Genomic DNA, 20,761 nt, shown 5'->3' on the forward strand with positions numbered 1-20,761 from the left:
TGCTACGCCATCCATTTTTGAGTTCAGTGGGCACTTCCCGTCGCGGTGGCGAGGAAGCCTTCCAGTGCCGTGACCTGCTCTGGCGACAGGAATAGGCCCTGCTTGGTGCGCCGCCACAGAACGTCGCTAACGGCCACTGCCCATTCCCTCTCGATCAGCCAGTGCACTTCCTTTTCATAGAGCGTGCCACCGAAATACTGGCCGAGATCCTCCGTCTTCGCTGCGCTTCCGAGGATCTTGTAGGAATCTGTGCCATAGCAGCGGATCAGGCGATCCGCGTGTCGCTGTTGCAGGAAGGGGTATTTTGCCTTCAACTCGCTGACCATCTGCGCGTAGCCGGTTGCCACGAAATCTCCGCCGGGCAGCCGGCTGCCCGCGGTCCAGGGCTTGCCCTTGATGCCGATTGTTTCGCCGATCTTCTCCAGCGCGTGTTCGCCAAGACGGCGATAAGTGGTGAGCTTGCCGCCGAAGACATTCAGCAGCGGTGCCTCGCCGTCGCTACCTTCGACCTTCAGAACGTAATCTCGGGTTGCTTCCTGCGCCTTCGAGGCGCCGTCGTCGAAGAGCGGGCGAACGCCGGAATAGGTCCAGACGATGTCTTCAGGACGCACCGGTTCCTGGAAATATTCACTGGCCGCCTTGCAGAGATAGTCCGTCTCTTCCGGCGAAATCTTCACGTCACGCGGGTCGCCCGTGTAATCCCGGTCCGTCGTGCCGATGAGGGTGAAATCATCTTCGTAAGGAATGGCGAAGAAGATGCGGTTGTCAGGGTTCTGGAAGAAGTAGGCGCGCGGATCGGAGAATTTCTTCCGCACCACGATATGGCTTCCCTGAACGAGGCGTACATTATGTGCGTTGTTACGGCCAACAGCGCCCTGCAAGACCTGATCCACCCAGGGACCCGCGGCATTGACCAGCATCTTTGCCTTGTGGGTGGATGTCTCATTGGTACGTTCGTTCCGGACCGTGACGGTCCAGACGCCGCCATCCCGCCGTGCAGAAACAACCCGATGACGGTTGAGGATTGTGGCGCCGCGTTGTTCTGCGTCGCGCGCGTTCAGAACCACCATGCGGGCATCATCCACCCAGCCATCGGAGTATTCGAAGGCCTTGTCGAAGATCGGCTTCAACGGCCTGCCGGCAGGATCGCGGCGCAAATCGAGCGTCTTCGTGGCCGGCAGCAGCTTGCGACCGCCGAGATGGTCGTAGAGGAAGAGGCCCAGGCGGATGAGCCAGGCGGGGCGAATGCCGCCTTTCTGATAGGGCAGAACGAAGCGCAGCGGCCAGATGACATGCGGCGCCATGGCCCACAGGATTTCGCGCTCCATGAGCGCCTCGCGCACCAGACGGAATTCGTAATGCTCGAGATAGCGCAGGCCGCCATGGATCAGCTTGGTGGCTGCGGATGATGTGCCGGAGGCAAAATCATTCATTTCGGCCAGCACGACGGAATAGCCGCGGCCCGCCGCATCACGGGCGATGCCGGTGCCGTTGATGCCGCCGCCAATGACAAAAAGATCGTAGATCAAGACCTGTCTCCTCACGCGGGCTCAGCCCGCTGAAAGCTTTTGAAACGTTGATCGGTTATAAATGAAAGAACAACGAATGTAAAACGAAAGCAATCGCGTATTCGGGATCATGATGCCGTTTCGACCAGCGAAACACCCGCCTGTCGGATCATGTCGCGCAGGCTGTCTGACTCGCATCGATCTGTGATGAAGGTATGAACCTGGGAGAGATTGGCAATTCGAACGGGGGCCGCTCGCTCGAATTTGGTGGCATCCGCCACCAGGATGACATGCCGGGCGTTAGCGATGATCGCCTGCGTCACCTTCACTTCGCGAAGGTCGTAATCCAGCAGCGCTCCATCGGCATCGATTGCGGACGTGCCGATGACAGCATAATCCACCTTGAACTGGCGGATGAAATCCACCGCCGCTTCGCCAACAATGCCGCCATCCGATGCGCGCACAACGCCACCTGCAATGACGACTTCGACCGTGTCCACCAGCCGCAAGCGATTGGCAACATTGATGTTGTTGGTAATCACCATCAGGTCGCGGTGCCGGGTCAGCGCCTCTCCGACGGCTTCTGTGGTTGTGCCGATATTGATGAACAGCGAGCTTCCATTGGGAATGAGCGCTGCGGCCGCAGCACCTATTGCCTGCTTTTCCGTCGCCGCGATCTGCCGTCGCGCTTCGTATTCCAGATTTTCCGTTCCGCCTGGCAACATGGCGCCGCCATGAATGCGGGTGAGAAGCTTGGCCTCGCAAAGATCGTTCAGATCCTTTCGGATCGTCTGGGGAGACACGGAGAACTGAGCGGCAAGCTCATCCACCCCCACTTTGCCGGCAGAGCGTGCGCGTGACAGGATCTGGTTCTGACGTTCGGAGAGAAGCATCGCAGGTCTTTCGTTTTTCTTTCACATTGCCGGACTGTGAAACCTCACGCAAGCGGCGAACGCATGTGAATCTTTATGAAATCCTTATGCTCCGTGTGAGCATTCCCAATAGAGATTTGATCCTGAAACAGGCGACATTCCCTCCGTACAAAACAGGAGTGAAACCCTTGTCTGACGTTATCTTCCTGGGCCTCGGGCTCTTCGGATTTGTTGCGCTTGCCGTCTACGCCCGCGCGCTTGGCCGTTTGTGAGGTCGCCATGTTTGAACCCATTCTCGGTCTCGCCGCCGCTGTCTTTCTCGGCATCTACCTCGTTCTCACGCTGATCCGCCCGGAACGCTTCTAACTCCTCCTTCGGAGATACATCATGTCCATCAATGGCTGGCTGCAGATAGCATTGCTGCTTCTGCTGGCCTTTATTCTCATTAAGCCGCTTGGCGCCTATATGGCGCGGGTTTTCGAGGGAGAAAGAACCTTCCTCTCTCCCGTGCTGGGTCCCATCGAAAAGCTGATCTACGTGATTGCCGGCATCAATCCCAAGCGGGAGCAGGGCTGGCTTGCCTATACGCTGGCGATGCTCGCCTTCAACCTGATTGGCTTCGTCACGCTCTATGCCATCCTGCGCCTGCAGTTCTATCTGCCGCTCAACCCGCAGGGCTTTCCGGGCATGACGCCGGATCTCGCCTTCAACACGGCGATCAGCTTCGTCACCAACACCAACTGGCAGAACTATTCCGGTGAGTCTGCGGCCAGCAACTTCACCCAGATGGCCGGCCTGGCGGTTCATAATTTCCTCTCGGCTGCGACCGGTATGGCGATAGCGCTTGCCGTGACCCGCGCTTTCGCACGCTCTGCGGCCACGACGCTTGGCAATTTCTGGGTCGATATGACCCGCTCCACGCTCTACGTGCTGATGCCGCTGGCGGTCGTCTTGGCGCTTGTCTTTGTCGCCCTTGGTCTCCCACAGACGCTCGACGCTTCCGTCACCGCCACCACCCTGGAAGGTGCGCAGCAGGCAATTCCGCTCGGCCCCATCGCCAGCCAGGAAGCCATCAAGCAGCTCGGCACCAATGGCGGCGGCTTCTTCAATGCCAATGCCGCACATCCGTTCGAAAACCCCTCGGCCATCACCAACTACCTGAATATTCTGGCGATGCTCTCCATCACCAGCGCGCTGATCTACACCTTCGGCAAGACGGTGGGCAGCGTGCGTCAGGGTTGGGCATTGATCGCCGCAACCGCGATCCTGCTGGTTGCCGGTATTGTCTGCGTCTACATCGCAGAAACCTCGGGCGTTCCCTCGCATCTTGCCATGGGCATCGATCCGACGCTCGGCAATATGGAAGGTAAGGAAGTCCGCTTCGGCCAGGCCATGGATGCCGTCTATGCCGCCACCACGACGGCCATCTCCAACGGCGGCGTCAACGCCATGCTGGGCTCATTCACGCCGCTTGGCGGCCTGGTGCCGATGTTCCTGATCCAGCTTGGCGAGATCCTGCCCGGCGGCGTCGGTTCCGGTCTCTATGGTCTGATCGTCTTTGCCGTCCTGACCGTTTTCGTCGCCGGTTTGATGGTGGGCCGCACGCCGGAATTCCTGGGCAAGAAGATCGAAAGCCGCGAGATGAAATACGCGATGTTTGCGATCCTCGTCCTGCCATTCGCAATCCTGGCTTTCTCTGCGATTGCCGCCGTGCTTCCCTCCGCGCTGGCAGCCCTTGGTAATGCCGGTCCGCATGGCCTGTCGGAAATTCTCTATGCCTATACCTCGGCGGCAGGGAATAACGGTTCGGCCTTTGCCGGTCTCTCGGGCAATACCGTATGGTACAACACGACGCTTGCCATAGGCATGCTGCTCGGCCGTTTTGCCTATGCGGTTCCGGTTCTGGCGATTGCAGGCTCCATTGCCGGCAAGACCCGCAGCGAAGCTTCGGCTGGTACTTTCCCCACCCATACCCCTCTGTTTGTCGGCCTTCTCGTCGCGATCATCCTGATCATGGGCGGCCTGCAATACTTCCCGGCCCTCGCACTCGGCCCGATTGCTGAGCATGTGAGCATGGTTGCCGGTCAACTCTTTTAATATGAGGCAGTCATCGTGACTCCATCTCACCCCACGCAAGAAGCAAGACGTGCGCAGAGCCTGTTCGATGCAACCATTCTGGCCGGCGCCGCGAAGGATGCCTTCCTGAAGCTTGATCCGCGCAAGCTCATCCGCAACCCTGTCATCTTCGTCACCGAAGTCGTCGCGGCCATCGTCTCGCTGCTCTTCGTCCGCGATCTGATCGTAGGCAGCGGCGCCGCCTTCTCCGGCCAGATCGCCGCCTGGCTCTGGTTCACGGTTCTGTTTGCAACCTTTGCCGAAGCGGTCGCAGAAGGCCGCGGCAAGGCGCAGGCCGACACGCTTCGCCGTACCAAGAGCGACCTCGTCGCCTATAAGCTTTCCGCCGATGGCAAGAGCTTCACAACGATCCCAGCCGCTTCGCTGAAAGTCGGCGATGTCGTGCAGGTCGCGGCCGGCGAACTAATCCCCGGCGACGGCGAGGTTATCGAAGGCGTTGCCTCCGTCAACGAAAGCGCGATCACGGGCGAATCCGCCCCAGTCATTCGTGAAGCTGGTGGAGACCGTTCTGCTGTCACTGGCGGCACGCAGGTGCTGTCCGACCAGATCCGCGTGCGCATCACCGTGGCACCCGGCTCTTCCTTTGTGGATCGGATGATCGCGCTGATCGAAGGTGCGGAACGTCAGAAAACCCCGAACGAGATCGCGCTGTCGATCCTGCTGTCCGGTCTCACGCTGGTCTTCCTGATCGCCGTCGTCACCCTTTGGGGTCTCGCCAGCTATTCCGGCATCGTCCTGTCAGTCACGGTTCTCGCCGCCCTGCTGGTGACGCTGATCCCCACCACCATTGGTGGCCTCCTGTCTGCCATCGGCATTGCCGGCATGGACCGCCTCGTGCGCTTTAACGTCATTGCCACCTCCGGCCGTGCGGTCGAAGCTGCCGGTGACGTGGACACACTGCTGCTCGACAAGACCGGCACGATCACCTTCGGCAACCGCATGGCGAGCGACTTCGTCGCGGTGCCGGGCGTGTCGCAGGGGGAACTGGCTGCTGCAGCCCTTGCATCCAGTCTCGCCGATGAAACGCCGGAAGGCCGCTCCATCGTGGCGCTTGCAACGGGCGAATTCGGCCAGGCTGCTCCAACGGAAAAGCCGGATCAGGTCATTCCCTTCTCGGCAGAAACCCGTCTTTCGGGTGTTGATATCGCCGGACGTCGTCTGCGCAAGGGCGCGGTGGACTCCGTGCTGAAATTCGCAGGCGTTGATGATGTCGCCGCGCCGAAGCCCTTCAAGGATGCGGTTGCCCGTATCGCACAGTCAGGCGGCACGCCGCTTGCCGTTGCCGATGGCAACCGTCTGCTCGGCGTTATCCATCTGAAGGACGTCGTCAAGCCCGGCATTAAGGAACGGTTCGCTGCCATGCGTGCCATGGGTATCCGCACTGTGATGGTGACGGGCGACAATCCGGTCACGGCTGCGGCAATCGCCTCGGAAGCCGGCGTGGATGACTTCCTCGCCCAGGCAACGCCGGAAGACAAGCTTGCCTATATCCGCAAGTCGCAGGAAGGCGGCCGCCTGATCGCCATGTGCGGCGACGGCACCAATGACGCACCGGCGCTGGCCCAGGCCGATGTGGGCGTGGCTATGCAGACCGGTACCCAGGCCGCCCGCGAAGCGGCGAACATGGTGGATCTCGATTCCAGCCCAACCAAGCTCATCGAGATCGTGGAAATCGGCAAGCAGTTGCTGATGACCCGCGGTTCGCTGACCACCTTCTCGATTGCCAACGATGTGGCCAAGTATTTCGCCATCATCCCCGCACTGTTCGTCACGGCCTATCCGGGTCTTGCAGGCCTCAACATCATGGCGCTGTCCAGCCCGCAGTCGGCCATTCTCTCCGCCGTCATCTTCAACGCACTGATCATCATCGCGCTGATCCCGCTTGCGTTGAAGGGTGTTTCCTATCGTCCGGTCGGTGCTGCCGCACTGCTGCGACGTAACCTGCTCGTCTATGGCGTCGGCGGACTGATCCTGCCCTTCATCGGGATCAAGCTTGTCGATCTCGCCGTGGCCGGCCTTCATCTGGTGTAATCATGCTTGCACATCTCAGACCTGCAATCGCCACCGTCTTGCTGTTTACCGGTATCTGCGGCCTGGCCTATCCGCTCGCCATCACGGGGATCGCAACCGCCACCATGCCCGCCCAGGCATTAGGCAGTCTCGCCCGCAACGGCGAGACAGTCGTCGGCTCTACGCTGATCGGCCAGACCTTTACCGCGGATAAATATTTCTGGCCGCGTCCGTCCGCGACCTCGCCGAACGGCTACAACGCCATGGCCTCCGGCGGCTCAAACCTGGCGCCGACCTCGCAGAAGCTGCATGATCAGATCGCCGCTAATATCGACGCCTGGAAAAAGGCGGGTGGATCCGGTGCTATTCCGGCCGACGCGGTGACCGCGTCCGGCTCCGGGCTTGATCCTGACATCACGCCGGAAAATGCGCGCAGCCAGATTGTCCGTGTCGCCAAGGCACGCGGACTTTCGGAAGCCGATGTCGCCAAAGTGGTGGACGCGAATGTTGAACGACGTCTCTTCGGCGTGATCGGCGAGGCGCATGTGAATGTGTTGAAGCTGAACATGGCGCTCGATTCAGTGAAGTAGAATCGATAAGCTCCGCTCATGTCCGACGAGTTTCGCGATCAGGAAAACCGGCCCGATCCGGATGCGCTTCTGGCGCTGGCAAGCCGCTCCCGAAAGGGGCGGCTCACCATATTTTTAGGCGCAGCACCGGGTGTCGGTAAAACCTTCGCCATGCTGTCGCGTGCCCGTATCCGCCAGATGGCGGGCACCGATATCGTTGTCGGCCTGGTGGAAACCCATGGCCGGGCGGAAACGGAAGCGCTGGTGGAGGGATTGGAAATCCTGCCCCGCAAAACTCTGGAATACAAAGGCAGGTCGCTCGAAGAGTTCGATCTCGATGCCGCCCTTGCCCGAAAGCCGGCCATCCTGATCGTCGATGAACTGGCGCACAGCAATCTGGGCGAAAGCCGTCATCCAAAACGCTATCAGGATGTCGAGGAACTGCTAGCCTCCGGCATTGATGTGTGGACAGCCCTCAACATCCAGCACCTGGAAAGCTTGTCGGATATCGTTTCGCAGATCACAGGCGTACAGGTGCGCGAGATCGTGCCGGACCGGGTGCTGAAGCAGGCGGATGATGTGATCCTCATCGACCTGCCGCCGGAGGAATTGCTGGCACGGTTGCGGGAGGGCAAGGTCTACGTGCCCGCCAATGCCGCGCGCGCCACGGAAAGTTTTTTCCGTCTGGGCAATCTGACCGCGCTGCGTGAATTGGCGCTTCGCCGCACTGCCGATCGCGTCGATGACGAGATGGTGGATTTCCTCAAGCAGAACGCGATCGAAGGACCCTGGCGAACCTCGGAGAGGCTTCTGGTCTGCGTCGGTCCGGATGAACTGTCCGAAAAGGTGGTGATGACCGCAAGCCATCTCTCCTCCGGCTTGAACGCACCCTGGCTCGTCGTGTGCCTTGAGCGGGCGGACCAGGTGGATGAAGACCCGCAAAGGCAGGCCCGCGTCGACGACACCCTGCGGCTTGCCGAGCGACTGGGAGGCGAGACCCGCCGCCTCTATGGTCGCGATTTCGTGGAAGAACTGCTGAAGGTCGCCCGCAAGGAGCATATCACTCAGATCGTCATCGGCGCGCCGCGGCGTTCGAGCCTTCAGCGGCTGTTTCGCCGCTCGCTTGCGGATGAATTGCTGAACCGGCTGGGCGGTCTTGGGCTTCATTTCGTGACCGAAGACAAGCCGTCCGGGAGACGGTCGTTCGATCTGTTCAAGCGCTTTGGAAGTCGCCGCGTTGGTTTGACACCGCGCCAGTATGCCACGGCGCTTCTCGTCACTGTCGCGGCCACAGCGGCGGGACGGGCCATCATCGAAGTGGTGGCGCTTCCGAATGTCTCCATGCTTTTCCTGCTGGCTGTACTCGTCGCGGCTCTGCGGGAAGGATATCTGACCGCGCTGCTGGCTTCTGTTCTGTCAGCACTCGCCTACAACTTCTTCTTCATTCCACCGATCGGCACGCTGACGATCGCCGCGCCTCATGAAGTGTTCGCCTTCATCATCTTCATTGTCGCAACCTTGCTCGCCGGTGGCATTGCCTCTCGTCTGCACAAGCAGGCACTTCTATCCGCACGGCGCGCAGCGCAGACGCAGACACTTTATGAAGTGTCATCCAAACTGGCGGGGACGCTCGACCGAGAGGCGATCGTCTGGACGGCCGTCAGCCAACTTAACAGCACCATCCAGCGGCCCGTGGCGCTTCTTGCGCCTGTCGATGGACAACTGGAGCTGCAATCCTCCTGGCCACCGGACACGGAGCTTGGTGTCGCCGAGCTGACGGCTGCGCGCTTTGCCTATGAAAAGGGTGAGGTGGCGGGATCGGGCACCGGTACTTTGCCCAATGCGAAGCTGCAATTCCGTCCGCTTCGCGGACCTTCTGGCACGCTGGCCGTCTGCGGCTACGCGCCGGATGCCGAGGGGCTGGACCCCACGGAAGAACATGCGCTGGCGGCCATTCTCGATCAGGTCACCATTGCGCTCGATCGATCGGCGCTGACGGTGAAGAGCGTTGAACAATCGGCACGATTGGAAAATGAACGCTTCCGCTCGGCGCTGCTTTCCTCCATCTCCCATGATCTCCGCACGCCCCTTGCCACCATTACCGGTGCCGTCACCAGTCTCAAGGAATTCGGCGACCGCATGCCGGAGGAAAGCCGGCGAGACCTGCTGATCTCCATCGAGGAGGAGGGCGAGCGCCTGTCGCGCTTTGTCGGCAATCTCCTGGATATGACCCGCATCGAATCCGGTGCTGTGGAGCCGAAGCGTGATTGGGTGGATGTGGGCGAGGTGGTGCTGTCCAGTGTCGAGCGGGCGAAACGCCTGGCTCCAGGCATCGATATTTCCGCCAGCGTGGCCCAGGATCTGCCGCTCATCCGGGCTGACAGCGTGCTTTTGGGGCAGGTGCTGTTCAACCTCATCGACAATGCCTGCAAGCATGGCGGCGGCGAACCTGTGACGGTCTATGCCAAGATCGAAGGTCAGGCGGTTGCCGTGTCCGTCACCGATCTCGGCAAGGGAATTCCGGAAAAGGATCTGGACCGGGTGTTCGAAAAATTCTACCGCAGATCCAAGAAGACGGATGGCCGCAAACCGGGAACCGGGCTCGGCCTTTCCATTGCCAAGGGATTTGTGGAGGCCATGGGCGGCAGCATTCAGGTGGAAAGCCCGGCGGTGCGGCGGCGAGGCACACGCTTTACCGTGCGCTTTGCGGTGGAAGCCTCGGCCAATGACATGCCGGTGGCCAAGGGTAGGCAGGTGGTATGAGCGGCCAGCGGGTTTTGATCGTTGATGACGAGCAGCAGATCCTGCGGTTCCTCAAGCCCGCTCTGTCTGCAGCCGGTTACGATGTCATCGAGGCGATGACCGGCGAGAAGGCGCTTGCCTCGGCGGCGACCGCATCGCCGGAGCTCATCATTCTGGATCTCGGCCTGCCGGATATGGATGGCAAGGAGGTGATCCAGCGGCTGCGCAGCTGGACGCGGGTTCCGATCATCGTGCTTTCGGCGCGCGACCGCGAGACGGAAAAGATCGCAGCGCTCGATCTCGGTGCCGATGATTATCTTGAGAAGCCTTTCGGCATTGGCGAACTCACGGCGCGCATCCGTGCTGCCCTTCGCCATAACCAGAGCGAGACGGCTGCTTCCGCCACCATCACCAGCGGCAACCTGACCATCGATCTCGCGCGGCGTCTTGTGACGAAGAGCGGCGAAACGGTGCGGCTGACGCCGAAGGAGTATGATCTGCTCGTTCTCCTGGGGCGCCATGCGGGCCGCGTCATGACCCATGGTATGCTGCTGAAGCAGGTATGGGGCCCCGCGCACGAACATGACCTGCAATATCTGCGCGTCTTCATCAGGCAGATCCGCGCCAAAATCGAGGAGAACGAAGCAGCACCGCAAATCATCCTCACCGAGCCTGGTGTTGGCTATCGCTTCATGTCCGAAGCCGGCTTGTAAAGGATTGTCATTGCTTAAATTTGCTTAATTGCTGGGCATGCCTGCTTCTTAGGCTTGAATTTGAGGGTGATCTTATTAGTATCGCGGCGCCTGCTTGAAGTGCCGGTATCCCCAGAGAAGGACAGAGAACCAATGACGAAGAATCTCCGCCTGTTGGCATCCGCCCTGGCGATGGGCGTTGCATTTGCCGCGTCCGCGGTATCCGCCGAAGCGAAGACCTTTACCATTTCCTGGTGGGGCTATAACGGCGACAAGCTGAACGCCAATATCATCGAACCATTCAAGAAGATCTGCGGCTGCGATATCGTCTTCGAAACCGGCAACAATGCCGACCGTGTGAACAAGCTGAAGCTGCGCGGCGGCAAGGGCGTCGACGTCATCTATCTCTCGGACAGCTTCTCGCAGGCTGGCATTGCCGATGGCTTGTTCCTGAAGATCGACGGCTCCAAGCTGCCGAACCTCGCTGATCTCTACGACCTCGCCAAAGATCCTCAGGGCGGTTACGGCCCGGCCTATACCATTGGCCGCGTCGGCATTGTCTATGATGCGGCGAAGGTCAATCCGGCCATCACCTCCTGGAACGACCTCTGGCGTCCGGATCTGAAAAGTGCAGTGAGCCTGCCCGGCATCACCACCACGGCCGGTCCCATGGTCGTGATGCAGGCGGGCAAGCATGCCGGTGTCGATGCGTTCACCAATGCCGACAAGGCCTTCGAGGCCGTCACGGCGCTGAAGCCGAATGTTGCCAAGAACTACAATACCGGTTCCGAACTGGTGAACCTGCTCTCGACCGGCGAAGCCAAGGTTTCGATTGCGCAGGACTTCACGCTGGCTTCGATGAAGGCCGCCGTGCCGACCATGACCTGGGCGACGCTGAAGGAAGGCGATATCGCCACGCTGAACACGGTCAACATTCCCAAGGGTTCGGAAAACGTCGACCTGGCTTATCAGTTCATCAACTTCATCCTGTCCAAGCCGGTGCAGCAGCTCGAAGCAGAGCAGGGCGTTGACGCCCCTGTTTCCAAGAAGGTCGAGCTGACACCGGAACAGGCGAAGATCTGGACCTATGGCGCGGACACGATCGCCAAGCTGACGCTTCTGAACTACGCCAAGATGAACGATGCCAAGATGGACTGGATCGATCGCTGGAACGAGATCTTCAGCAAATAATCGTGGCAGAACGCAAAAAGAATCGGCCCGCGCAGAGCGGGCCGGTTTACACAACCGGCTTTGTAGGCTAGCCGGTTTTGACAGGGCGACTATTTCGCCAAAGAGACAATACCGGACAATCTGAACGCTGTCCTCCGAGATCACGGATGCGTTGCCTGAGATGACGATGGTGAAACGTTTAACCCCTTGGCTTCTGGCGGCTCCGGCCACCCTTCTGGTGCTGGCATTCCTGATCCTGCCGGTCGGGTCCACGCTGGCGACAACCTTCCTTGAACCCAAGGGCTGGATTGCGCCCTACGTCACCTTCTTCAACAGCGGCGTTCGGCGCACGGTGCTTTATCGCACCATCGAAATTTCCGTCATCACCACGGTTCTCTCCGTGATTATCGGCTTCATCGCTGCCTATGTGGTGGCGCATGTGCCGGGACGGTTGAAAAGCATCATGATCATCGCGGCGGTCTTTCCGCTGCTGACGGGCGTCGTGGTGCGTTCCTTTGCCTGGCTGATCCTGCTCGGCAAGAACGGCATCCTGAATTCGGCGCTGCTCGGGCTTGGTCTGATCAGCCAGCCGCTCTCCATGCTCTATACCGAAGGCGCGGTTATCGCGGCGATGGTCTATCTCTTCGTGCCGCTGATGATCCTGACGCTGGCCGGCGTTCTCGAGGGTATTCCGAAGGATGTGCTGGAGGCGGCAACCTCGCTCGGTGCCACACCTTTCGGCGTGTTTCGCCAAGTCATTCTGCCGCTCGCCATGCCGGGCCTGATCGTCGGTGCCGTACTGGTTTTTACCGGCAGCTTCACATCCTATGCCACACCACAGCTTCTGGGCGGCGAAAAGCAGATGATGATGGGTACGCTCCTCTATCAGCGCGCCATGGTCACCTTCGACTGGGTGGGCGCTTCCACGGTGGCCGCCATCATGGTGGTGGTGACTTTCGTGATCGTCTTCCTGATGACGCGGCTTGCGCGCCGCCTGAACCCGATGGTGGCCTGACCCGATGACCACAAAGCTTCACCCGCTTCTGATTGTGTTTGCTGCCGTGATCTTCGCGATCCTGGTCGCACCCCTCTTCATCATTCTGGGCGCCGCCGTGAGCGATACCAGCTTTTTGACCTTCCCGCCGCAGGGTTTTACCATGCGGTGGTTCACCAATATTTTCGATATCACCGCCTTTCGCACGACGGCCATCACCAGCCTGCAGGTGGCCGTGACCGGCACTTTCCTGGCGCTGCTGATCGGCATTCCCGCCGCCTATGCCATGAACCGCTTCCGCATTCGTCTGCCGTCCTGGCTATCGAATGTCTTCGTCCTGCCGATTCTCGTGCCGGAAATCGTGCTCGGCTTCTCACTGGTGAAATCCATCACGATTGGGCTTGAGCTGCCGGTCTTCGCAACGCTGCTGATCGGCCACACGCTGCTGGTGCTGCCCTATGCGGTGCGGGTGGTGGGGGCGAGCCTTGCCTCTTTCGACTTCTCCATTGAGGAAGCGGCAATCAGCCTTGGTTGCCCGCCCTTGAAAACCTTCTTCACGGTCGTGCTGCCGAATATCGGTGCGGGTGTTGTGGCGGCCTTCATCCTCGCCTTCATCACCTCCATCAACGATGTCTCTACCTCCCTGTTCCTCACGGGCCCTGGGGTCTCGACCCTGCCGATCCAGATCATCGCGCATATGGAGCAGTTCTTCGATCCCACCATCGCCTCCGTTTCCGTGCTGCTGATGATCCTGACGGTTGGCGTCATGGCCATCGTCGAAGCCACCCTTGGCCTGACCTTCCTGACCAAATGACCTTTCAGACAAAGTGACCCGCCCGTGACCGTTTCGCTGACCCTCGATAACGTTTCTGCCCATTACGGCTCCACCCAGGTGCTGAAAGACCTGTCGCTTTCGGTGAAGGCCGGGGAACTGGTCTCGCTGCTGGGCTCCAGCGGCTGCGGCAAGACGACGACACTGCGGCTGGTCGCCGGCTTTCTGGAGCCGAGTGCCGGCAGCATCCGGCTGGGCGACCGTGACCTGACGCGGCTTCCCGCCCATCAGCGCGATATCGGCCTTGTCTTCCAGAACTATGCGCTGTTTCCGCATTTGAGCGTGCGTGACAACGTAGCCTTCGGCCTGAAGCAGCGCGGTGTTGGCAAGGCGGAGCGAGATGCCAAGGCCAATGCCATGCTGGAGCGCGTCGGCCTTTCCGCCTTTGCGGAACGCATGCCAGCAGCCCTTTCCGGCGGCCAGAAGCAGCGTGTCGCGCTCGCCCGCGCACTTGTCATCGAACCGCCGCTGCTGATGTTCGATGAGCCGCTGTCCAACCTCGATGCCAAGCTGCGCGTCGACATGCGTGTGGAGATCCGCCGTCTGCAGCGGGCCAATGGCACGACATCGCTCTATGTCACGCATGATCAGGAAGAGGCCTTCTCGATCTCCGACCGCGTGGCGATCATGAACGCCGGCCGCATCATGCAGCTCGATACGCCGGAAGTGCTTTACCAACGCCCGGCCAACAGTTTTGTCGCCCGTTTCGTCGGCTTCGAAAACCTGATCGAAATGACGGTGACGGAGCGCAACGGCGAGATGGTGACGGCGACAACCAAGGCCGGTGCATCGCTGACACTGTCGCAGACCGTCTATGGTGCGATCCCCGACCGTTTCATTCTGGCAGCCCGTCCCGATGGTCTGGCTGTGCGCCAGAGCGGCGAAGGCATTCCCGTTACCCTCGGCATCCGCACCTATCTCGGTCGCGCCTACCAGTATCAGTGCACGACATCGACTGGAGACCTGACCGGCAACGGGCCGCTCAGCGAACTGCTGGAGCCCGGCGCCCAAGCCGTGCTGGTGCCTGTGCCGGAGCAATGCTGCATCCTGCCGCCGGAAGCCTGAAGCCGGTTAGAAGACGACCGGCTGCACTTCTCCGGTCTGCACATTGACCAAGCCTTGCGGCGCGTAATCGCTGGGTGCCACCAGCACCCAGCGCCAGGGCGCACAGGTGAGTGTTGCAAAGGCCAGCCGCTCGGGGAAGCCGGGGAACCATCGCGGGCTAAAGGTCGGCTCATACATCCATTCGATCTTGTCGCCTTCGGCGTAAAGCGCCTGCATTTCCTCGTGCAGAACTTCCGGCGCACGGCAGGTCATCAGGCCAGCAACCTCATAGCGCACTGTCGCGACCACCTGACCCTCGCGCACCAGCGCCCAGCCGCCATCATTGGCGGCAATCGCGTTCACGGCCTTGGCCATGGCTTCATCCGAAGAGCCGACGCACCAGATGTTATGCTTGTCATGCGCCATAGAGCAGGCAAGTGCCGTATCCGGTGTCCGCGGGCCGGTTCCGACCCAGAACATTTTCGAGACCGCGCCCTTGCCGGAAAAGCGGTCGACCACCGAGAATTTGGTGATGTTGCGGGTCTCGTCACGCTGTACTGCACCGTCCTTGACCGGCAATTCGTAGGTCAGGAAATGGTCGTCCCAATGGAAGGGTCGCAGCACCGCCGCCTGCATGGTCGTGCGGCCTTCCTCTGCGGGAATGACAAAATCCGCACCCGTCAAGTCGCGGCCGATATTGATGGTCTTTGTCGCCCATTCGGGCCAATCGATCTTGGGCACCTCAGGCAGATAGCGCTTGCCGTCTGAGACCTGCCTGCCATCGGCCCATACCTTGGCGATCTCGAAGCGATCGACATCGGAGAGAAGAACGATATCGGCATAGCGGCCCGGAGTGATCGACCCGACCCAAGGCGTGAGGCGCATGTGGCGGGCAGGGTTTATGGTAGCGCACTGGATAGCGATTTCCGGTGCAAGCCCGGATTCGATCGCAAGGCGGACATTATAATCCGTCGCGCCGAGCTTCAGCGTATCGGAAGCGCTGCGGTCATCTGTGGTAAAGGCAATCTGCGACCAGTCGGAGAGACCTTTCTCCAGCAGACCCTTGATGACTTCAGGCAGGCTGTGCGGGCGAAGCTCCATGAACAGGCCATGGCGCAGCTTGTCCCAGAACTCCTGGAAGGTCCAGGCTTCGTGATCCGATGCGAGACCCGCCGCCGCAAAGGCGTTGATGGTGGGGATATCGCGAATGCCGGCCGCATGCCCTTCCACCACGCCGCGCTGCTCGAAGGTGGCGCGGATCATGCCCCAGAGGCGGTCATAGGAGGGGTTATCGCGGTTCCAGACGGCGGGCCAGTCCATCACTTCGTCGAGGCCTGCCACCATCAGGCTTTCTTTCAGGAAGGCCTTCTGTTCGTCGTAACCCAGATAACCGCCGCCGTGCTCGTAACCAGTCGGCGGCACGGCCGAACCGGGCAGGGGGAAGATCTTCAGCGGCGAACCGGCTTCGCGTGCCTTGAGCCAAAACTCCAGCGTCTTGGCGCCATTGACGTTGGAGAATTCATGGCTCGCCTCGCAGGTCCAGGTGTTGCCGCGCGGCAGCACCAGGGCAGCCTCCCATTCCGGCGTCAGATGCGAGCTTTCGATGTGCTTGTGCACTTCGCCGAGCCCCGGAACGGCAGCCAGGTCCGGCTCATGCAAGCGGGTCGCGACCTCCCCCGGATAGGAGCCGGCATCGCCGACATAGGCAATGCGGCGATCCTTGATGATGATTTCCTGATCTTCTGCCCAAGTCCGCGTCGCCACATCCAGCAGTCTGCCGACCCGCAATGCAACATCAGCGGGACGCTTTCCCAATGCCACAAGGGTCAGTTCCTGGCGAATGGCAATCTCGGTGGCAGAATCGGGATTGATATCGGGCCGGCGGGCAGGCATGGCGGTATCCTTTTCGCGACAAAAGCCGCAAGGCTATGAAATATCGGGCGATAACCCTATTTCGGGAGGCCCGCAACTGCTTAACGGTTAAGCTGGAACAGCGTCGTTCTCCGAAGATTGGTCAGCATCCTTCACTTTGCTGATCACTGGATACACGACCTGCCCATCCTCCTCCCCGCGAGGGAAGTGGCCATCGCGATGCCGCCGCTCCGCAGCCTTGTAGCCGGCAGGGCTGACGCCGATATAGTGTTTGAACATGCGGGAGAAATAGTAGCTGTCGCTATAGCCGATCAGGGCTGCCGTCTCCTTCACGGATCGGCCGGCCGCCAGCAGTGCCATGGCGCGCTCCATCCTTTTGAATTCCTGATATTTCGTCGGTGTGAGGCCGACCTGCCGACGAAAGACCCGACGAAAATAATCCTGATTGTAGGGCGTGGCAGAGAGAGCATCAGCCACGATCTGGTCATTGAGCGGGTCTGCGGCAATTCGGCTGGCCGCGACCATGACCGCCATCGAGAGCGCGTCCGGGTTGTCGACGGTTGCCTCCTGTTGCTCGCGCCAGCCCATAAAGGCTGCTTCGATGAACTCGATGAGAAACACCATGAACAGGTGATGCTGCGCGAGTGTCGTGGAGGAGAGCGGCACAGTCTCTCGGTAATGACGCACCATTGGTTCCAGCATGTCCCAGCGTGGAAGCGCAATGCTTCGGCGAATGTCCATTTGCGAGAACATGTCCATGCGGCCGAAGACATTCAGCGTAAAGTGCTGGGCGATGCCGGTGTAGAGTTCCGTTGAAGTTGATCGTCCCACAAAATGCGTATTGGCCGGGATCAGCATGGCATTTCCCGGCTCCATCAGAATGGTTTCACCGGCAATCCGATACTGGGCGTGACCTGTAAGACATATGATAAGATCGTGAACGCTGTTTGTTTTGTCGATGCTCCAGCTTGGCGAGTGGAGCATCTTGATGGTTGAGCGAGTGAGTGTCAGGCTGAGCGCCTGAACAGGAATTGTGGCAAGCGGGCCTTGTTCGCTTTTCTCCATCTTTTTGTCCGGAAGCCTCTATTCTCAATGATACCTCGTGTGATGATAGTAGCCGCATTGGACGGGGCGCGCTAGCTCCGTCGCCTGTTCAATGGGAGGAGCGGGCGAAAATGGAGGAAATTGCGGCCGTAATCGCACTGTCCTCGCAATTCGCCTTCGTTGCTGATGATGCAGATTTTAGACTATCAGGGTATTGATCGCTGCTTTGACGGTGGCACGCGGGGTGATGGCCTTGCGTCAGAAAGTGCGCCTAGGCATCTTGTCACATGGCTGAGCAGTCAGGGCGCAAACTTGTATGATGAGAAGCGGTCGGCGCTTGCTGCGGGGATTGGTCGATGAGTGGTGATCATCGTTTCCTGGGGCTGCTTTATCTGTCGCCTTACATCATCGGCCTGCTGGTCTTTACCGCGCTTCCCTTCCTGGCGTCGTTCTATCTGAGCTTCACAGATTACAACCTCATGAGCACGCCCACATTCGTAGGCATCGCCAACTATGCGAAGCTGCTGACGGCGGACCGCACGTTCAAGAAGTCGCTGTCCATCACGCTGTTCTACGTGTTCACGACGGTGCCGCTGAAGCTTGCCTTCGCACTCTTCATCGCCGTCATCCTGAACTACAAGCTGAAGTTCATCAATTTCTTCCGCACCGCCTTTTATGTGCCTTCGATCCTCGGCGGCTCGATCGCGATTGCGGTGATGTGGCGTTATCTCTTCGCCGATGTCGGCATCGTCAACATGGCGCTGCAAGGCATTGGGTTCGAACCGGTCAACTGGTTCGGTGATCCCACGAACGCGCTCTTCACCATCACGTTGCTGCGCCTGTGGCAGTTCGGTTCGGCCATGGTGATCTTCCTGGCGGCCCTGCAGAGCATCGACAAGTCGCTTTATGAGGCGGCCTCCATTGATGGCGCTGGCAAGTTCGCCACCTTCTGGCACATCACCATGCCGCTGATCACGCCGGTCATCTTCTTCAACCTAATCATGCAGATGGTCCAAGCGTTCCAGGAGTTCAACGGACCCTACATTATCACCCAGGGCGGCCCGCTGAAGTCCACCTACCTGCTGCCGCTCTATATCTATGAGGCCGCCTTCAAGCGCTTTGATATGGGCTATGCCTCCGCGATTGCCTGGGTCCTCTTCGCCATCATCATGGTGCTCACCCTGATTGCCTTCTGGTCCTCGCGCCATTGGGTCTACTACGCCGGCGACAAGAGGAGCTGATCCCATGGCCGATCACGTCATCACGACCAATCTGGCAGACGATTCCGAAGCCGCTCGCATCCTGCAGGCCCAGCGTCGTCGCCATATCATCGGTGCCACAATCCGCTACGGGATCCTGTTCGCCGTCGGTCTCATCATGCTCTACCCGCTGATCTGGCTGGTGGGCGCATCCTTCAAGACCAATTCGGAAATCTTTGCGGGCCCTGGCTTCATTCCGGATTCCCCGACCATTGCCGGTTATGTCCAGGGATGGCAGACCTCGACGCCCTATACCTTCGGACGCTTCTTCTGGAATACGTTCCTGATCGTCATCCCGAAGATCATCGGCACGGCCATTTCTTGCACGGCAGTGGCTTATGGTTTCGCGCGCTTCGATTTCCCCGGCAAGAAGATCCTGTTTGCATCGCTGATCGCGACGCTGCTTCTGCCGAATGTCGTCACCCGCATTCCGCAATACCTGCTGTTCCGCGATCTCGGCTGGCTGGACAGCTTCCTGCCGCTCTGGGTGCCCTCTGCCTTTGCGGGTGACGCCTTCTTCGTCTTCATGTTGGTTCAGTTCCTGCGCGCCATCCCGCGCGACATGGAAGAGGCCGCGCGCGTAGACGGCGCCTCCACCTGGCAGGTTCTGGTCTTCATCGTCGTGCCGCTTCTGACGCCGGCGCTGATCTCGGTCTGCCTGTTCCAGTTCATGTGGACGATGAACGACTTCCTTGGGCCGCTCATCTACATCTCGTCGGTGGACAAGTTCCCCGTTTCGCTCGCCCTCAAACTCTCGATCGATACCACCGAAGCCTTCGAGTGGAACCGCATCCTGGCCATGTCCGTGCTGACTATCCTGCCGGCGCTGACCGTTTTCTTCGTGGCCCAGAAATACTTCATCGAAGGCATCTCCGCCGGTGGCGTGAAAGGATAATCCGATGGCTCGTTTGCAGCTGAGAAATCTTGAAAAGGACTACGGCGGTTTCAAAGCCGTGCATGGCATCAACCTTGAAGTGGCGGATGGCGAATTCATGGTGCTGGTTGGCCCATCCGGCTGCGCCAAATCCACCACGCTGCGCATGATTGCAGGCCTTGAGCGCGTGACCGGCGGCGAGATCCGTATCGGCGACAGCCTTGTTAACGACAAGGCGCCGGGTGAGCGCGGCATTGCGATGGTGTTCCAGAACTATGCGCTCTATCCGCACATGAAGGTACGCAAGAACCTGTCCTTCGGTCTGCGGCTGAAGCGCCGCCCGAAGGAGGAAATCGAGCAGGCAACCCACGACGTTTCCAACATTCTGGAGATTGGCGACTATCTGGAGCGCCTGCCCAAGCAACTGTCCGGCGGTCAGGCACAGCGTGTCGCGGTCGGCCGCGCGCTGATCAAGAAGCCGCAGGTCTTCCTGTTCGATGAGCCGCTTTCCAACCTCGATGCCAAGCTCCGTGCGTCCATGCGCGTGCGCATCACCGATCTGCACAAGCAGCTGAAGGCGGATGGCCTGCAATCCACCGTCGTCTACGTCACACACGACCAGACGGAAGCCATGACCATGGGTGACCGCATCTGCGTGATGAAGGAAGGTCGCATCATGCAGGTGGCGGATCCCGTCAAGCTCTATAACCGTCCGGCCAATGCCTTCGTGGCGGGTTTCATCGGAAGCCCGGAAATGAACCTCATCGATTCCAAGCTGGATGGACGGTCGCTGAAGATCGGCGGCAAGGTTCTGGAACTGGATGATGAGATGTTGTCGCGTCTTCAGCCGCGCGGCACTGACGTCACGCTCGGCGTACGCCCGCAGCATTTTGCCGTGGTTGGGGTGGATGTTGCCAACGCTCTCGACGGCCGCGTCTCGCATGTCGAGTTCATGGGCCACGAAGTCTATCTCTACATTCGCGTGGAAGGGCAGCAGGTCATCGCTGTCGTTCCGGCCAATCACTACGATCGCGGCAAGATCAATGGCGACGCCATCCGCTTGGCGCCGCAGGCGGGTAGCGCGCATCTCTTCGATCGCGCATCGGGCGAGAACATCTCGCTTTCGAATCAAGCTTGAATTCC

The 20,761-nt window shown here is 60.0% G+C and carries 17 protein-coding genes; 13 read left to right on the top strand and 4 right to left on the bottom strand.

Annotation, left to right across the window (positions count from 1 at the left end; all coding sequences use genetic code 11):
• Positions 1-23: 23 nt before the first annotated feature.
• Positions 24-1,529: a glycerol-3-phosphate dehydrogenase gene (gene glpD, locus Q2T52_RS22800; protein WP_302079188.1), complete on the bottom strand. Its 1,506-nt coding sequence runs from the start codon at positions 1,527-1,529 to the stop codon at positions 24-26.
• A gap of 107 nt (positions 1,530-1,636) precedes the next feature.
• Entirely contained in the window at positions 1,637-2,401 is a 765-nt protein-coding gene (locus Q2T52_RS22805) for a DeoR/GlpR family DNA-binding transcription regulator (protein ID WP_302079189.1), read from the bottom strand.
• A gap of 216 nt (positions 2,402-2,617) precedes the next feature.
• Between Q2T52_RS22805 and kdpF the strand changes: the two genes are divergently transcribed.
• From kdpF to Q2T52_RS22855, 10 genes are all read left to right on the top strand, one after another.
• Positions 2,618-2,746: a K(+)-transporting ATPase subunit F gene (kdpF, locus tag Q2T52_RS22810; RefSeq protein ID WP_302079190.1), complete on the top strand. Its 129-nt coding sequence runs from the start codon at positions 2,618-2,620 to the stop codon at positions 2,744-2,746.
• Positions 2,747-2,767: 21 nt separating this feature from the next.
• On the top strand, positions 2,768-4,477 hold the full coding sequence (gene kdpA, locus Q2T52_RS22815) for a potassium-transporting ATPase subunit KdpA (RefSeq protein WP_302079191.1): 1,710 nt from the start codon (positions 2,768-2,770) through the stop codon (positions 4,475-4,477).
• A 15-nt stretch (positions 4,478-4,492) separates the two neighbouring features.
• Positions 4,493-6,547: a potassium-transporting ATPase subunit KdpB gene (kdpB, locus tag Q2T52_RS22820; protein WP_302079192.1), complete on the top strand. Its 2,055-nt coding sequence runs from the start codon at positions 4,493-4,495 to the stop codon at positions 6,545-6,547.
• Positions 6,548-6,549: 2 nt separating this feature from the next.
• Positions 6,550-7,116, top strand: coding sequence for a potassium-transporting ATPase subunit KdpC (kdpC, locus tag Q2T52_RS22825; protein WP_302079194.1), 567 nt, complete (start codon positions 6,550-6,552; stop codon positions 7,114-7,116).
• A gap of 18 nt (positions 7,117-7,134) precedes the next feature.
• Positions 7,135-9,858: an ATP-binding protein gene (locus tag Q2T52_RS22830; RefSeq protein ID WP_302079195.1), complete on the top strand. Its 2,724-nt coding sequence runs from the start codon at positions 7,135-7,137 to the stop codon at positions 9,856-9,858.
• Positions 9,855-10,550: a response regulator gene (locus Q2T52_RS22835; RefSeq protein ID WP_302079196.1), complete on the top strand. Its 696-nt coding sequence runs from the start codon at positions 9,855-9,857 to the stop codon at positions 10,548-10,550. The genes Q2T52_RS22830 and Q2T52_RS22835 overlap by 4 nt, the downstream gene beginning before the upstream one ends.
• Before the next feature lie 132 nt (positions 10,551-10,682).
• The gene (locus Q2T52_RS22840; protein ID WP_302079197.1) at positions 10,683-11,720 is read left to right on the top strand and encodes a polyamine ABC transporter substrate-binding protein; all 1,038 of its coding nucleotides are present in this window, start codon (positions 10,683-10,685) and stop codon (positions 11,718-11,720) included.
• 166 nt (positions 11,721-11,886) lie between these two features.
• Entirely contained in the window at positions 11,887-12,714 is an 828-nt protein-coding gene (locus tag Q2T52_RS22845; protein WP_302079198.1) for an ABC transporter permease, read from the top strand.
• A gap of 4 nt (positions 12,715-12,718) precedes the next feature.
• Positions 12,719-13,507, top strand: coding sequence for an ABC transporter permease (locus Q2T52_RS22850; RefSeq protein ID WP_302079199.1), 789 nt, complete (start codon positions 12,719-12,721; stop codon positions 13,505-13,507).
• 24 nt (positions 13,508-13,531) lie between these two features.
• Complete coding sequence (locus tag Q2T52_RS22855; RefSeq protein ID WP_302079200.1) at positions 13,532-14,590, top strand: ABC transporter ATP-binding protein; 1,059 nt, start codon at positions 13,532-13,534, stop codon at positions 14,588-14,590.
• A 6-nt stretch (positions 14,591-14,596) separates the two neighbouring features.
• Here Q2T52_RS22855 and Q2T52_RS22860 read toward each other — a convergent pair whose 3' ends face one another.
• Positions 14,597-16,462: an adenine deaminase gene (locus Q2T52_RS22860; RefSeq protein ID WP_302079201.1), complete on the bottom strand. Its 1,866-nt coding sequence runs from the start codon at positions 16,460-16,462 to the stop codon at positions 14,597-14,599.
• Positions 16,463-16,549: 87 nt separating this feature from the next.
• Positions 16,550-17,506 (bottom strand): helix-turn-helix domain-containing protein, encoded by a 957-nt coding sequence (locus tag Q2T52_RS22865; RefSeq protein ID WP_302079202.1) that lies wholly within the window; start codon positions 17,504-17,506, stop codon positions 16,550-16,552.
• A gap of 335 nt (positions 17,507-17,841) precedes the next feature.
• On the opposite strand from Q2T52_RS22865, the gene Q2T52_RS22870 reads away from it, so the two are divergent.
• From Q2T52_RS22870 to Q2T52_RS22880, 3 genes are read left to right on the top strand one after another with little or no spacing between them, the layout of a single operon-like run.
• The gene (locus Q2T52_RS22870; RefSeq protein WP_302079203.1) at positions 17,842-18,726 is read left to right on the top strand and encodes a carbohydrate ABC transporter permease; all 885 of its coding nucleotides are present in this window, start codon (positions 17,842-17,844) and stop codon (positions 18,724-18,726) included.
• Positions 18,727-18,730: 4 nt separating this feature from the next.
• Positions 18,731-19,639, top strand: a complete 909-nt coding sequence (locus Q2T52_RS22875; protein WP_302079204.1) for a carbohydrate ABC transporter permease — start codon at positions 18,731-18,733, stop codon at positions 19,637-19,639.
• Between the two features lie 4 nt (positions 19,640-19,643).
• Complete coding sequence (locus Q2T52_RS22880) at positions 19,644-20,756, top strand: ABC transporter ATP-binding protein (protein ID WP_302079205.1); 1,113 nt, start codon at positions 19,644-19,646, stop codon at positions 20,754-20,756.
• The last annotated feature ends 5 nt before the right edge of the window (positions 20,757-20,761 follow it).

The organism is Rhizobium oryzicola (assembly GCF_030504645.1).
Classification (GTDB): domain Bacteria; phylum Pseudomonadota; class Alphaproteobacteria; order Rhizobiales; family Rhizobiaceae; genus Neorhizobium; species Neorhizobium oryzicola.